This is a genomic window from Streptomyces sp. AM6-12 (genome assembly GCF_044327085.1).
Lineage (GTDB): Bacteria > Actinomycetota > Actinomycetes > Streptomycetales > Streptomycetaceae > Streptomyces.
In genome coordinates this window covers 805,254-819,186 of record NZ_JBIQWN010000001.1, presented here as the reverse complement: position 1 = coordinate 819,186, position 13,933 = coordinate 805,254, and the positions used below count along the sequence as shown (strand labels likewise).

10 protein-coding genes are annotated in these 13,933 nt (G+C 73.6%); 6 read left to right on the top strand and 4 right to left on the bottom strand.

Features of this window, described 5'->3' with window-relative positions; all coding sequences use genetic code 11:
* The first annotated feature begins 13 nt into the window (after positions 1 to 13).
* Together ACE4Q9_RS03710 and ACE4Q9_RS03705 are read left to right on the top strand one after the other, a co-directional pair.
* A complete protein-coding gene (locus ACE4Q9_RS03710; RefSeq protein WP_397982774.1) occupies positions 14 to 2,083 on the top strand; it encodes a SpoIIE family protein phosphatase in 2,070 nt (689 codons plus the stop codon).
* A gap of 93 nt (positions 2,084 to 2,176) precedes the next feature.
* Positions 2,177 to 3,040 carry an Fpg/Nei family DNA glycosylase gene (locus ACE4Q9_RS03705; RefSeq protein WP_397982773.1) on the top strand — a complete coding sequence of 288 codons (864 nt, stop codon included), beginning with the start codon at positions 2,177 to 2,179 and terminating at the stop codon, positions 3,038 to 3,040.
* A 45-nt stretch (positions 3,041 to 3,085) separates the two neighbouring features.
* On the opposite strand, the gene ACE4Q9_RS03700 is transcribed toward ACE4Q9_RS03705, so the two are convergent.
* On the bottom strand, positions 3,086 to 3,604 hold the full coding sequence (locus ACE4Q9_RS03700; protein ID WP_397982772.1) for a hypothetical protein: 519 nt from the start codon (positions 3,602 to 3,604) through the stop codon (positions 3,086 to 3,088).
* 507 nt (positions 3,605 to 4,111) lie between these two features.
* On the opposite strand from ACE4Q9_RS03700, the gene ACE4Q9_RS03695 reads away from it, so the two are divergent.
* Entirely contained in the window at positions 4,112 to 5,239 is a 1,128-nt protein-coding gene (locus ACE4Q9_RS03695; protein ID WP_397982771.1) for a CapA family protein, read from the top strand.
* Here ACE4Q9_RS03695 and ACE4Q9_RS03690 read toward each other — a convergent pair whose 3' ends face one another.
* Both ACE4Q9_RS03690 and ACE4Q9_RS03685 read right to left on the bottom strand, forming a co-directional pair.
* Positions 5,240 to 6,661: an amino acid permease gene (locus tag ACE4Q9_RS03690; protein ID WP_397982770.1), complete on the bottom strand. Its 1,422-nt coding sequence runs from the start codon at positions 6,659 to 6,661 to the stop codon at positions 5,240 to 5,242.
* Positions 6,662 to 6,712: 51 nt separating this feature from the next.
* Positions 6,713 to 7,660, bottom strand: a complete 948-nt coding sequence (locus ACE4Q9_RS03685) for a LysR family transcriptional regulator (protein WP_397982769.1) — start codon at positions 7,658 to 7,660, stop codon at positions 6,713 to 6,715.
* A gap of 121 nt (positions 7,661 to 7,781) precedes the next feature.
* Between ACE4Q9_RS03685 and ACE4Q9_RS03680 the strand changes: the two genes are divergently transcribed.
* Positions 7,782 to 9,050: an MFS transporter gene (locus ACE4Q9_RS03680; RefSeq protein ID WP_397982768.1), complete on the top strand. Its 1,269-nt coding sequence runs from the start codon at positions 7,782 to 7,784 to the stop codon at positions 9,048 to 9,050.
* Here ACE4Q9_RS03680 and ACE4Q9_RS03675 read toward each other — a convergent pair.
* Complete coding sequence (locus ACE4Q9_RS03675) at positions 8,986 to 9,456, bottom strand: universal stress protein (protein WP_397982767.1); 471 nt, start codon at positions 9,454 to 9,456, stop codon at positions 8,986 to 8,988. The genes ACE4Q9_RS03680 and ACE4Q9_RS03675 overlap by 65 nt on opposite strands.
* 103 nt (positions 9,457 to 9,559) lie before the next feature.
* Here ACE4Q9_RS03675 and lysX point away from each other — a divergent pair, with 103 nt between their 5' ends.
* Both lysX and ACE4Q9_RS03665 read left to right on the top strand, forming a co-directional pair.
* Positions 9,560 to 12,829, top strand: coding sequence for a bifunctional lysylphosphatidylglycerol synthetase/lysine--tRNA ligase LysX (lysX, locus tag ACE4Q9_RS03670; RefSeq protein WP_397982766.1), 3,270 nt, complete (start codon positions 9,560 to 9,562; stop codon positions 12,827 to 12,829).
* Positions 12,830 to 13,062: 233 nt separating this feature from the next.
* Positions 13,063 to 13,911, top strand: a complete 849-nt coding sequence (locus ACE4Q9_RS03665) for a polysaccharide deacetylase family protein (protein ID WP_397982765.1) — start codon at positions 13,063 to 13,065, stop codon at positions 13,909 to 13,911.
* Positions 13,912 to 13,933 lie beyond the last annotated feature (22 nt).

The following is a 13,933-nucleotide window of genomic DNA, read 5'->3' as shown; positions in this document are numbered from 1 at the left end:
GCAAGGTGGCTCCATGGCTGATCGGGGAGCGAGTGCCCTGTCACTCCCGGAGGACTGGCCCGCCCACCCGGACCCGATCCTGGCGCTCAACCACATGGGCACCTTCGACTGGGACCTGGACAAGGGCCTGTTCCACATGGACGCCCAGGCGCACAAGGTGTTCGACCTGCTGCCCGAGGAGTTCGACGGACGCCCCGAATCCCTGGTTCTGCGGGTGCCCCGGAACGAGGCGGCCCGGCTCGACGCGCTGGTGGCCCAGGTCATCAAGGAGGGCGGCGAGAACTACGGCGCCTACTTCCGCATCCGCTGCCGCGACGGCACCCCCCGCTGGACCCACACCCAGGGCTACATCCGCCGCGACGACTCCGGCCGGCCCCGCCGGGTCGTCGGCATCGTGCGCGACGCCACCGAGGAACTCGCCGACAGCACCTCCCGCAGCATGCGCGCGGCGCAGGAGCTGGCCTTCAGGCAGCAGACCAACATCGTCCAGGTCGTCTCCGCGGCCCTCGCCCACGCCCGCACCGTGCAGGACGTCATCGACGTGCTCAAGGACACCCACGGCATCCGCCGCCTGGGCGCGGCCAGCTTCGTGATGGCCCTGGTGGAGGCCGGCCGGATCCGGCTCGTCGCGGAGGCGCCGCCCGGCAGCTTCGTGCCCGCCAGCCAGGTGAACCGGATCGACGAGCCGTACCCCATGAGCGAGGTCGTGCGGACGCTGAGCCCCAGGTTCGTGGAGACGCCGGAGGAGTTCGCCGAGGAGTATCCACTCCTGTGGGCGCAGATCACCCATCTGGACATCGCCTCGGCCGCCTATCTGCCGCTGATCGCCCAGGCCCGCCCGATCGGCGCGATGGGTCTGCTCTACAGCGACCGGCGCGGCTTCTCCGACGAGGAGCGCGGCGTCCTCGTCGCGCTCGGCGGCAGCATCGCCCAGAGCCTCCAGCGGGCCATGTTCTACGAGCAGCAGAAGGACCTGGCCCAGGGCCTCCAGCAGGCCATGCTGCCGCGCACCATCCCCAGCGTGCCGGGCGCCGACATCGCCGTGCGCTACCGTTCGGCCGCGCTCGGCCGGGACATCGGCGGCGACTGGTACGACGTGATCCCGCTGCCCGGCGGCCGGGTCGGCGCGGTGATCGGCGACGTCCAGGGCCATGACACCCACGCGGCGGCCGTGATGGGCCAGCTGCGGATCGTGCTGCGCGCCTACGCCGCCGAGGGGCACACCCCGGCCGCCGTGATGGCCCGCGCCTCGGTCTTCCTGCACGAACTGGACACCGACCGCTTCGCCACGTGCCTGTACGCCGAGGCCGACCTGTCCACGGGCGTGGTGCAGATGGTGCGCGCCGGACACATCGACCCGCTGCTGCGCGAGCCCGGCGGCTGCCGGCGCGTCCAGGTGGAGGGCGGGCTGCCGCTCGGGCTCTCGGCCGAGTTCGGCGACCTGGAGTATCCCGTCTCCACCCTCGAACTCGATCCGGGCGACACCCTGTTGCTGTGCACCGACGGCCTGGTCGAGCAGCCCGGCGCCGACCTGGACGACGGCATGCGCGGTCTCGCGGACCAGGTCTGCGGCGCCCCCGAGGACGTGGACGACCTCGCCGACCGGCTGATCCGGATGGCCGAGGAACGCGGCGGTGAGGACGACGTGGCCCTGCTCCTGCTGCGCCGCCGGGAGCCGGAGACCGCGCGGGCCTGCGGCCGGCTCCAGCAGCATGTGGCGCCCGGCGATCCGGAGGCCCTCACCCAGGCCCGGCACATGATCGGGGCGGCGGTGCGGGCGTGGGGCGCGGGCGAGCGCGCCGACGAGATCGAGCTGGCCGCCGACGAGCTGATGACCAATGTCCTGGTGCACACCGAGAGCGCGGCGATCGTCACCCTGCGGTCCCTCGTCGGCGCCGGGCACCGGCTGCGGATCGAGGTGGAGGACTCCTCCAGCGCGCTGCCCCGGCGCCGGGACGCGGGCGAGGAGGGGGTGTCCGGGCGGGGCCTGCTACTGGTGGACATGCTGGCCGACGACTGGGGCGTGGAGGCGCGCGGCGGCGGCAAGGCGGTGTGGTGCGAGTTCCGCCTGGACGGCGGCTGAGCGGGCACGGACCGGCGGGACGAGGGCCGGCGGGGTGCGGGCCGGGCGGGTGAGCCGGGGGGCGTTGTCGGTGCCGGGTGGCACTCTGGACGTATGCCGGAACTGCCCGAGGTGGAAGCGCTGACGGATTTCCTCACCGAGCACCTGGTGGGCCTGCGGGTGGCGCGGGTGCTGCCGGTCGCCGTCAGCGTGCTGAAGACGTACGACCCTCCCGTCACCGCCCTTGAGGGCGCCCGCGTCACCGGGGTGCGCAGGCACGGCAAGTTCCTGGACCTCGCGGCGGACGGCGGGCTGCACCTGGTGACGCATCTGGCGCGCGGCGGCTGGCTCCAGTGGAAGGACCGGCTGCCGGACGGACCGCCCAAGCCGGGCAAGGGCCCGCTCGCGCTGCGGGTGGCGCTGGAGACCGGCGAGGGCTTCGACCTCACCGAGGCCGGCACGCAAAAGCGGCTCGCGGTGTACGTGGTCCGCGATCCGGCGCAGGTGCCCGGCATCGCCCGCCTCGGCCCCGACCCGCTCGCCGCCGACTTCGACGAGGCACGCTTCGCCGCGCTCCTCAAGGGCGAGCGCCGGCAGCTCAAGGGCGCCCTGCGGGACCAGGCCCTGATCGCGGGCGTCGGCAACGCCTACAGCGACGAGATCCTGCACGCGGCGAAGATGTCCCCCTTCAAGCTCGCCGCCTCCCTCACCCCGGAGGAGACCCACCACCTGTACGAGGCGCTGCGCGGCACGCTGACCGAGGCGGTCGAGCGGTCCCGTGGCGTGGCGGCGGGGCGTCTGAAGTCCGAGAAGAAGAGCGGCCTGCGGGTCCACGGCCGCACCGGCGAACCCTGCCCGGTCTGCGGCGACACCATCCGCGAGGTCTCCTTCAGCGACTCCTCCCTCCAGTACTGCCCCACCTGCCAGACCGGCGGCAAGCCGCTCGCGGACCGCAGACTGTCCCGCCTGCTGAAGTGAGGGGCCGGGCGGCCGGTCCCGAGAACAGCGGCCGCGCCCCCGGTCTCAGAACAGATGGATCGCCAAGTGGCCGAGCGGCAGACCCAGTTGCCACGCCGGGGTCCACACCTTCGGGCCGTCCTCCTCCTCGGACGGCGCGCCGCGGCCCGGTACCGCGTCCAGGTCGGTGGCCAGCAGTTCGGTCTCCTCCAGCCAGCGCCAGGCATCCTGGGCGAGGGCCAGATCCGGTGACGGAACGCCGGCGGCCCGGGCGGTCAGGTCGGCCATGCGGGCGCGTACCCAGTCCTGCCACGGATGGTCGCAGGCGGTCAGCGACAGCCAGTTGTCCAGCTGGGAGATCACCCGGATGCCGGACAGTTCCCCCTCGGTGTCGGACAGGAAGACGGTCAGCGCCAGCGCGTCCCGGCCCGCCCGGAACTCGAAGGACGTCGGCGGCATCAGATCGCCGGTGCGCAGCAGCTCGTCGGCGATGTACTCGGCGTACAACCACGCCATGGGAACGACCAGTTCACCACCGCCGGCGCCGTCCGCGCCGTCGGTGCCCTCGTGACCTGTGTGCGGCATTTCCTTCCTGCCCTTCCTCCGGTGCGTACGGTCGCCCGATCCCCGGTGACCCGCCCTCGCCCGGAACACGGATGAGGACAGCCCATTGCCCAACGAGGCCCACAGCAAGGCGCTTTGCCGAGGTTTGACCTGACCCCCGGTTTCGGTCCAGGTCGGCCGCGTCATCCGGCGGCTCTCGGTCGGGGCGCGGAGCGCGTCGTACGCCCGGAGACCTCACGGTACCGGCCGGAATGGCGAGGGCGCGCGCCGCTCGCGCCCCACCGGCCCCGCGGGTGTACGCGAGGGCCGGCGCGTCACGGTGGCGGGGCGTGAGAGTCTTCACAGCCGCCCGCGCGGGAGGGGCGATCCGGCCGTACCGGCGACGCGTCGGGGCACCGGATGGGTCAATGAGAGGACCCGCACCGTTTGGACGGAGAGTCGGCTTCATACCCATAGGCCCGTCACGGCAAGGTCGGTAAATACGACAGCCGTACTGACGTACCGACGCAGATCCCGAGGGGTGAGCCGATGATCGGACGCAGACACCAGGTGGCCCTGGCCCTGACCGCCGTCCTCACGGCGGCGGCCGCCTGCGCCCAGCAGGTCCGCCAGGACCCCGTCCGCGGCGGCGCCGCCGGGCCGCCCGCGGCGCGCGGCTTCACCCTCGTCGCCACCGGCGACATCCTCACCCACCCCGCCGTTCTCGAACGCGCCTCCTCGGACGCCTCCGGCGGCGGCTACGACTTCCGGCCCATGCTCTTCGGCGTCGAACCCCTCGTGCACGGCGCCGATCTGGCGCTGTGCCACCTGGAGGACGGCGCCGGCGGCGCGGCCCCGCTGTTCCCGCCGCAGCTCGCCCAGGACCTTGCCCTGACCGGCTACGACGGCTGTGCCACCGCCTCCGAACACGCCCTGGACAACGGCGCCGACGGCATCCGGGGCACCTTGGACACCCTGGACGCGGCGGGCCTCGCGCACACCGGCACCGCCCGCAGCGCGGAGGAGTCCCGGCGCCCGGCCCGGTACCGGGCCGGTTCCGCCGAGGTCGCGCAGCTGTCGTACACCTTCGGCACCGAGCAGCCGCTGCCGGACGGGCAGCCCTGGGCGCTCGCGCCGGTCGACGCCGACCGGATCATCGCCGACGCCCGCGCCGCCCGCAAGGCCGGCGCCGACGTGGTCGTCGTCTCCCTGCACTGGGGCTCGGGCGGCGACGACGCCCCCACCGAGGACCAGACGGCCCTCGCCCACAGGCTGACCGCCTCCGCCGACGGCCGGCGCCCGGACATCGACCTGATCCTCGGCTCCCACACCCATGTCCCGCAGCCGTACGAGAAGGTCAACGGCACTTGGGTGGTCTACGGCCTCGGCGATCAGATCCCCGGTGAACTGGACGGCGGCGACGGCTCCCGCGACCCGCGCGGCGACGAGTCCACCCTCGCCCGCTTCACCTTCGCCCCGCCCGCGCGCCCCGGCGAGCGCTGGCGGGTGACGCGGGCCGAGTTCGTGCCGCAGATGTACGACCTCGACGCCGGGCGCGTCGTCGACGTGGGCCGGGCCGTCGCCGGCGGGGCCGACCTCGCCGGGGTCCGCGAGCGGATCCGGGAGGTGGTGCTCAGCCGGGGCGCCGCCGCCGACGGCCTGGTCATGGGGGAGTGATCAGCCGGTGTGCCGCTCGGCCAGCGCCGAACGCTTGTAGGAGTAGGTGAAGTAGACCAGGCAGCCGAGCGCGAACCACACCGCGAACCGCACCCAGGTCTGCCACTGGAGGAAGGTGATCAGCCAGACCGAGAAGACGACACCCAGCGCGGGCACGAACGGCACCCACGGCGTGCGGAAGGCGCGCGGCAGGTCCGGGCGCCGCCTGCGCAGCACGATCACCGCCACGCACACCACCACGAACGCCAGCAGGATCCCGATGTTGGTCAGCTCGGCGGCCTCGCCGATCGGCAGGAACCCGGCGATGAGCGCCGAGGCCGCCCCGACGATCCAGGTCACCCGCGTCGGCACGTGCCGCGTCGGATGCGTCCTGGCGAACCAGCGGGGCAGCAGCCCGTCCCGCGACATCGAGAACCACACACGGGTCACGCCTAGCATGAACGTGAACATCACCGTGAGGATGCCGATGATGGCGCCCACCGCGATCACGTCCGCGAGGGCGTCGAGGCCCACCGACTTGAACGCCGTGCTGAACCCGCTCTCCTTGTCGATGTGCTTGTAGTTCTGCATACCGGTCAGTACCAGGCAGGCCGCCACGTACAGCACCATGGCGATGATCAGCGAGTAGATGATCGCCCTCGGCATGTGCCGCTGCGCGTCCTTCGACTCCTCGGCGGCCGTCGACATCGCGTCGTAGCCGAACACCGCGAAGAACACTGTGGCCGCGCCCGTGAAGGCGCCGCCGATCCCGTAGGGGAAGAACGGGTGGTAGTTCGCCTTGTCGATGTGGAACACCCCGACCCCGATCACCAGCAGCACCACCAGCACCTTCACCGCGACCACGATCGTCTCGAAGCGGGCCGCGCTGCGGATGCCGAGGTTGAGCAGCCAGGCGATCAGCAGGCAGAGCAGCACCGCGAACAGATCCACCCGGTGCCCGGCGCCGGTGCCGGGCGCGCCCATCATCCAGTGCGGCAGCTTCGCGCCCATCTGTTCGACCAGGAAGCCGAAGTAGCCGGAGATGCCGATCGCGACCACCGCCACGATCGCCGTGTACTCCAGGAGCAGGTCCCAGCCGATGAACCAGCCCGCGAACTCGCCGAGCACCGCGTAGCCGTAGGTGTACGCCGAGCCCGCCTTCGGGATCAGCCCGGCGAACTCGGCGTACGACAGCGCCGCGCACGCGCTCGCCGCCCCGGCGATCAGGAAGGACACCAGCACCGCGGGGCCGGCCGTGCCGTTGGCGACCGTACCGGCGAGGGTGAAGATCCCGGCGCCGATGATGCCGCCGACGCCGATCGCGGTGAGCTGCCACAGCCCGAGGGACCGCTCCAGCCGGGGCCCCTCGCCGACCTCCGTGTCCTCGATGTGCTCGATGGGTTTGCGGCGGAGAATGCCCTCACCCGCGCGGAGTCGTGCCATACGCCTCACCTCTTCGCCGACGGCAAACGGCTGACGGCGGATCATGATGGCTCAGGGGCGCCGTGCTGGGAAGGCGCCACGCACGGCCCAGGCCGGGGTCCACGCACGCGAGGACGGGCGGGCGGGCGGCCGCTCGGCGAGATGGGCGCGCAGCGCGGCGAGCCCCGGATGCGCGTTCGCCGCCTGCCACACCAGGGAGTGCGGATAGACCGGCGTCGGGTCGGTGAGCGGGATCCGCCGCAGATCGTGGCCCTGCGGCCAGACCAGCCGGATGCCCTCGGCGACCAGCGTGGCCAGCGACGCGGAGTCCGCGATCGTGTCGAGCAGCGCCTCCGAGCCGAAGTCGGGGCCCACCGAGTCGATGCTGAGCCCGAACTCGGCGGCCAGCGCCGCGTAATAGGCGGCCCACTCGGTGCCGGCCACCAGGCCCGGCATCCAGATCCGGTACCCCGCCAGCCGCGCCGGGGTCACTGCCCGGGCCCCGGCGAGCGGATGCCGCGGGCCGGTCAGCAGCTGTACCGGCTCGTCGAAGACCCGCGCCGCCCGCAACCCCTCGGGCAGCCGGGTGCCGACCGCGCGGAAGGTGGCGTCGATGGTGCCCGCGCGGACGGCGGCCACGGCCGTGTCGGCGTCGAACAGGGTCACCACGTCCAGGGCCGTCTCCGGATGCGCCCGGTGGAAGTCGCGCAGCAGCCCCGCCGGACCGAGCCGCGCCCCGACCACGTCGACGCGCAGCGCCCGTCGGCCGGGCCGCACCGAGGCCGCGGCCCGCTCCTCGGCCAGCAGCAGCTCGCGGGCGTGCGGCAGGAACGCCTGCCCGTCGATGGTCGGCCGCGCCCCGCGCGCCGTCCGCGTGAACAGCTGTACCCCCAACTCCTTCTCCAGCGCCGCGATCCGCTTGGACACGGCCTGCTGGGTGATGCCGAGGACGGCCGACGCCTCCTGGAACTGCCCGGTGTCGGCCACGGCGACGAAGGTGCGTACGGCCTTGAGGTCCACCCCGTCATCGTAGCCACCGCCCGACGCCGTACAACCCGTGGTTGTGGCGGGTATCGCCCCGGTTGTTTGATACGTGGCCCACCTGGTGGTTTTCATGTCCCCGGTCAACGGGAGGTTGTGCATGAAGCTGGGTCGGCGGTTCGGGTGGCTGTGGGCCGCGTACACGGTGAGCGCGCTCGGCACCTATCTCGCCTTCGACGCGTTCTCGGTGATCGCGGTCATCGCGCTGCACGCCGGGCCCGCCGAGGTGGCCCTGCTCGCCGCCATCGGCCCCGCCGTGGGCGCCGTACTGGCGGTGCCGCTCGGCCCCTGGGTGGAGTTCCGGCGCAAGCGGCCGGTGATGATCGCCATGGACCTCGTCCGCTGCGCCGCGCTGCTGACCCTCCCCGCCGCCTACGCCCTCGGCGGTCTCGGTCTCGGCCAGCTGCTCGCCGTCTCCGTGATCGTCGCCGCCGCCGACATCACCTTCAACGCGGCCTCGGGCGCCTTCCTGAAGACGCTCCTGCCCGCCGGCCGGCTGCTCACCGCGAACGCCCGGTTCGAGTCCACGAACTGGACCGCCCTCGTCCTCGGACCGCCCCTGGGCGGCGCCGCGATCGGCCTGTTCGGACCCGTGACGACCGTCCTGGCGAACGCCGTCAGCTTCCTGTTGTCCGCCCTCGGCCTGCGGGCCGTCGGTGACGGCGAGCCGCGCCCCGCACCCGCCGGCGCCGGACGCCTGCGCGCCGCCGACCTCGTCGAGGGCTGGCGGCACATCCTCACCAGCCCGGCCCTGCGGCCCCTGTTCCTCAACAACCTCGCCGCCAACGCCCTGATCATGGTCGCCGCACCCCAGCTGGCCGTCCTGATGCTCGGCCCGCTCGGCTTCACCCCCTGGCAGTACGGCCTCGCCTTCGCCGTGCCCTGCCTCGGCGGGCTCCTCGGGGCACGGCTGGCGCGCCCGCTGGTCGCCCGGTACGGACAGCAGGCGGTGCTGCGCGCCGCGAGCGCCCTGCGCGTCGTCTGGCCCGTGGGGCTGGCCTTCGTCCGGCCCGGAGCGCCCGGTCTGCTGCTGGTGATGGTCCTGGAGTTCGGGGTGATCACCTGCTCGGCCGTCTACAGCCCGGTGTACGCCACCCGCCGCCTGGAGCGCACCCCCGACGACCGGGTCGCCCGCACCCTGTCCGCCTGGTCGGTCTCCGGCAAGGCCACCACGGCCGCGCTGACCGCCCTGTGGGGGCTGCTGGCGAGCCTCACCGGTCCGCGTGCCGCCATCGCCGCCGCCGGTGTCCTGCTGCTCGCCACCCCGCTGCTGCTCCTGCGCGAGCCTCGCGAGCCCCGCGAGGCTACGGAACGACCGTCACCGGCCAGCGTCCCGCCTTCACCAGCCGCACCGCCACCGACCCGATGATCCGGTGCCCGGCCTGCTCCGAGGCGCCCACCACCACCGCGTCCGCCTTCAGCTGCTCGGCGGCCGTCACCAGTCCGGCGTAGGGGTCGCCGCGGAAGGTGTGGAACTCCCAGCGCACCTCGAATATCCCGCGGACCCGCTCGGCCGCCTCCCGGATCTGCGTCACCAGATCCTCGGCGATCTCGTCGGCGGTCTCCATCACCGGCGCCCCGAGCGCCGCCCCGGCCGCCAGCACCGGCTGCACGTACACCACCGCGAGCAGGGCGTGCTGCCGCCGGGCCAGACCGCCGGCGTACGCGGCGGCCCGCATCGAGGAGTCGGAGCCGTCCACCCCGACCAGGATCACCTTCGGCCCGTCCGTGCCCCGCTCGAACCGCTGGGCGTGTTCTTCGTGCTGCTCCGTCACGCCCCGAGGCTATCGGAACGGCCGCTTCCCGTGGACCGGCGGGACGCGCCCGGACCGCGCCTCGACGCGCGCATCCCCCGCCCCCCTCCCTACAGTCGGAACCATGACCGCCACCGCGGAGCCCGCCGCGCGCAGGGACGGTACGGGGGCGCGTCCCCCGGACGGCGGTGGGCGGCTTGGATGGGTGCCCGAGGCCTTCGGAGGGCTGTTCGCCGGGCTGGGGCTGCTGTGCGCGGCGATCGCCCTGATCGAGCCGTTGCGCCGGCTGCTGCGTCCGCTCGTCCGGGGCATCGACCTGCTGCTGGTCCCCATCAGCGCCAATCTCGCCTACGCGGTCTTCCTGTTCCTGCTGGCCGGGGCCACCGCCGCCCGCAAGAGGATCGCCTGGTGGCTGGTCGTCGTCTATCTCGGCCTGCTCGTCCTCACCGACGCGCTCGGCCTCGCCCTCGGCCTGTACGCCCAGTCGCTGCCCTCCTTGATCCCCTGCGGCCTGCTGCTGGTCCTGCTGCTCGTCGCCCGCCGCGAGTTCTACGCCGCCTCCCGCCGCGGCGCGGTGTGGCGGGCCCTCGCCGTCCTGCTCGCCGGGCTCGCCGCCGCCATCCTGGTCGGCTGGGGCCTGGTCCTGCTGTTCCCGGGCACCCTGCCGGCCGACGAGCACCTGGCCTGGGCCGCCGACCGGGTCTGCGGCGGGCTGGTCTCCAGCAGCTCCTTCTCCGGACACCCGCCCCGCGAGGTCACCTTCGTGCTCGGTCTGCTCGGCGCCCTCGCCCTGCTCAACGCCGCCGCCGCGCTGTTCCGTTCACAGCGCCTGGAGGCCGCCCTGCACGGCGACGAGGAGGCCCGCATCCGCGACCTGCTCAAGGCGTACGGCGACCGCGACTCCCTCGGCTACTTCGCCACCCGCCGCGACAAGGCCGTCGTCTTCTCGCCCAGCGGCAAGGCCGCCGTCACCTACCGCGTCGAGGCCGGGGTGTGCCTGGCCAGCGGCGACCCGGTCGGCGACCCGGAGGCCTGGCCGCACGCCATCGCCGCCTGGCTGGACCTGGCCCGCCGCTACGCATGGGCGCCCGCCGTGATGGGCGCCTCCGAGGACGGCGCCCGCGCCTACGCCCGCGCGGGGCTCGGCGCCCTCCAGCTCGGTGACGAGGCGATCCTGCACGTCGCCGGGTTCGACCTGGACGGCCGGGACATGCGCGTCACCCGACAGGCCGTGCACCGGGTCCGCCGCACCGGCGCCACCTGCCGCATCCGCCGCCACGCCGCGCTCGGCGAACGGGAGATGGAGGAGATCGTCGACAAGGCGGACGCCTGGCGCGACACCGAGACCGAGCGCGGCTTCTCCATGGCCCTGGACCGGCTCGGCGACCCCGCCGACGGCGACTGCCTGCTCGTCGAGGCCTGCGGCGAGGACCGCAGGCTTCTCGCGCTGCTCTCCTTCGTGCCCTGGGGCACCGACGGCGTCTCCCTGGACCTGATGCGCCGCGACCGCGCCGCGCCCAACGGCGTGGTGGAGTTCATGGTCGCCGAACTGTGCGAGGCCGCACCCAAGTTGGGCATCCGCAGGATCTCCCTGAACTTCGCCGTCTTCCGCTCGGTCTTCGAGGAGGGCGCCCGCATCGGCGCCGGGCCCGTCCTGCGGCTGTGGCGCCGGCTGCTGCTGTTCTTCTCCCGCTGGTGGCAGCTGGAGGCCCTCTACCGCTCCAACGCCAAGTACCACCCCGAGTGGTACCCGCGCTTCATCTGCTACGGCGAGACCGCCTCCCTCGCCCGCATCGGCCTGGCCTCCGGCATCGCCGAGGGCTTCGTCTCCGTACCGTCCCTGCGCACCCTGTGGGGCAAGGGGCACCGCGGGAGTGGCCCGCGGCCCGCGCCCCCGGCCCCGCAGCTCGCGCCCGCGACCGCCCCCGGCACCGGCGCCGCGCCCGCCACCCCGGACGCCGGTCTGCCCGACCAGGTCCGCGTCCGTCGCCGGACGCTGGAGCGGCTGCGCGCCGAGGGCACCGATCCCTACCCCGTCGGCGTCCGCCCCCCGACCCACGCCCTCGCCGACGTCCCGCCCGACGAGCAGGTCACCGTCGCCGGGCGGATCATGCTGGTCCGCGACCTCGGCGGCATCGTCTTCGCCGTGCTGCGCGACTGGTCCGGCGACCACCAGATCGCCCTCACCCGCGACCGCTGCGGCCCCGCGCTGCGCCGCTTCACCGCCGACGCCGACATCGGCGACCACATCACCGTCACCGGCGAGAGCGGTCTCAGCGACCGGGGCGAGCCCACCGTCTTCGCCACCGCCTGGCAGCTCACCGGCAAGTGCCTGCGCCCGCTGCCCGACAAGCGCCGGGGCCTGACCGACCCCGAGGCCAGGGTCCGGCTGCGCCACCTCGACCTGGTCACCCGGCCCGCCGCCCGCGCCGTGCTGCGCGCCCGCTCCGCCGCCGTGGGAGCCCTGCGCCAGGGGCTGCTGAGCCGCGGCTACGTCGAGGTCGAGACCCCGGTGCTCCAGCAGATCCACGGCGGCGCCAACGCCCGCCCCTTCACCACCCACAGCAACGCCTACGACCTCGACCTGTACCTGCGCATCGCCCCCGAGCTGTACCTCAAACGCCTGTGCGTCGGCGGCCTGGAGAAGGTCTTCGAACTCGGCCGCACCTTCCGCAACGAGGGCGCCTCACCCAAGCACAACCCCGAGTTCACCATGCTGGAGGCGTACCAGGCGTACGCCGACTACGACGTGATGCTCGACCTCGCCCGCGAACTGATCCAGGGCGCCGCCGTCGCCGCCCACGGCGCCCCGGTGGCCCGCAGGGGCAGCGAGGAGTACGACATCTCCGGGCGCTGGCCGGTGCAGACCGTGTACGGCGCCCTGTCCGGGGCCCTCGGCGAGGAGATCGGCCCCGGCACCGAACTGCTGCGCCTGCACCGGCTGTGCGACCGCGCCTCGGTGCCGTACACGGCGGACGACGGACCCGCCGACGTCGTCCTGGAGATGTACGAGCGGCTGGTCGAGGCGCGCACCCGACTCCCCACCTTCTACAAGGACTTCCCGACCGCCGTCTCCCCGCTGACCCGGCAGCACCGCGCCGACCCCCGGCTCGCCGAACGCTGGGACCTCGTCGCCTTCGGCATGGAACTGGGTACCGCCTACTCCGAGTTGACCGACCCGGTCGAACAACGCCGCAGGCTCACCGAGCAGTCGCTGCGGGCGGCCGGCGGGGACCCGGAGGCCATGGAGCTGGACGAGGACTTCCTCCAGGCCCTCGACTACGCGATGCCCCCGACCGGCGGCCTCGGCCTCGGCGTCGACCGGCTGGTCATGTTCCTCACCGGCCTCCCGATCCGGGAGACCCTGCCGTTCCCGCTGGTGCGCCACCGCTGAGCCGCAGCCACCGACCGTCCGGCGCCCGCCCCGGCCGCCGGCACCGGGGCGGGCGAGGCCGCCCCGCCAACTCGGCTGGCGTCCCTGCCCGTTGCCGTGCCGGCCGAAAGACCGCCAGAGCCGCCTCCGGAAGGTTCCGCGCAGGCGCCCCCGCTGGTCCGACCGGGTGGAAATACCGCCCGCATGCCGCGCCGTTGCGGTGCGCCGACGCCTTGTGGGGCGACTGATGAGTCATGCAGAAAGATCAGTTGTTCACACGCCGTCGTCTGCTCCTCGCCGGTGCCGCCGCCCTCGGCGCAGCGGGCACGGCGGGACTCGTCGTGGCGCAGGACGGCGAGGAGGCCGTACGGGCCGCCGCCCCCGCCCCCGCGCCCGTCCCCGGGCCCCAGGCCCGTCAGGCGCCCCTGAAGTCCTCCGCCTTCCGGCTCCGGCCGCTCACCGGGGGCGGCCCGCCGCGCTCCGCGCCGCGCAAGCTGAAAGTGCGCACCGAACCGATTTTCCGGATCTCCGAACGTGGCCGGCAGATGATGCTGACCTTCGACGACGGCCCCAACCCCGATTACACCCCGCACATCCTGGACACCCTCGCCAAGCACGGCGTACGCGCGATGTTCTTCCTGTGCGGCGAGTGCGTCGAGGCCAATCCGCACCTGGTGGCCCGGATGGCGGAGGAGGGCCATGTCGTCGGCAATCACACCTGGACGCATCCCCTGCTGACCACCCTCGACCGCTCGGAGATCAAGTCCGAGATGGAACGCACCAGCCACATCATCGAGAAGACCTACGGCGAGCCGCCGCAGTGGTTCCGCGCCCCCTACGGCGCCTGGAACAAGGCCGCCTTCCAGCTCGGCGCCGAGATGGGCATGGAGCCGATGGCCTGGACGATCGACACCACCGACTGGGACACGCCGGGCACCGACGTCATCATCGACCGGGTGGAGAGCGGCGCCGCGCCGGGCGTGGTGATCCTCTCGCACGACGCCGGGGGCGACCGTTCGCAGACCGTGGAGGCCATCCAGGTGTGGCTGCCCTATCTGCTCGACAGCGGATACCGCCTCACGGTGCCGAACCGGCGCGTCTGATCCCCGCCCGACCGCCCGCCGG

What these genes read in the sequence shown, in the direction of transcription:
- ACE4Q9_RS03695 (WP_397982771.1), top strand. Translation starts at nt 4,112, where the DNA reads ATGATCGGACGCAGACACCAGGTGGCCCTGGCCCTGACCGCCGTCCTC.
- ACE4Q9_RS03705 (WP_397982773.1), top strand. Translation starts at nt 2,177, where the DNA reads ATGCCGGAACTGCCCGAGGTGGAAGCGCTGACGGATTTCCTCACCGAG.
- ACE4Q9_RS03710 (WP_397982774.1), top strand. Translation starts at nt 14, where the DNA reads ATGGCTGATCGGGGAGCGAGTGCCCTGTCACTCCCGGAGGACTGGCCC.
- ACE4Q9_RS03665 (WP_397982765.1), top strand. Translation starts at nt 13,063, where the DNA reads ATGCAGAAAGATCAGTTGTTCACACGCCGTCGTCTGCTCCTCGCCGGT.
- lysX (WP_397982766.1), top strand. Translation starts at nt 9,560, where the DNA reads ATGACCGCCACCGCGGAGCCCGCCGCGCGCAGGGACGGTACGGGGGCG.
- ACE4Q9_RS03700 (WP_397982772.1), bottom strand. Translation starts at nt 3,604, where the DNA reads ATGCCGCACACAGGTCACGAGGGCACCGACGGCGCGGACGGCGCCGGC.
- ACE4Q9_RS03690 (WP_397982770.1), bottom strand. Translation starts at nt 6,661, where the DNA reads ATGGCACGACTCCGCGCGGGTGAGGGCATTCTCCGCCGCAAACCCATC.
- ACE4Q9_RS03680 (WP_397982768.1), top strand. Translation starts at nt 7,782, where the DNA reads ATGAAGCTGGGTCGGCGGTTCGGGTGGCTGTGGGCCGCGTACACGGTG.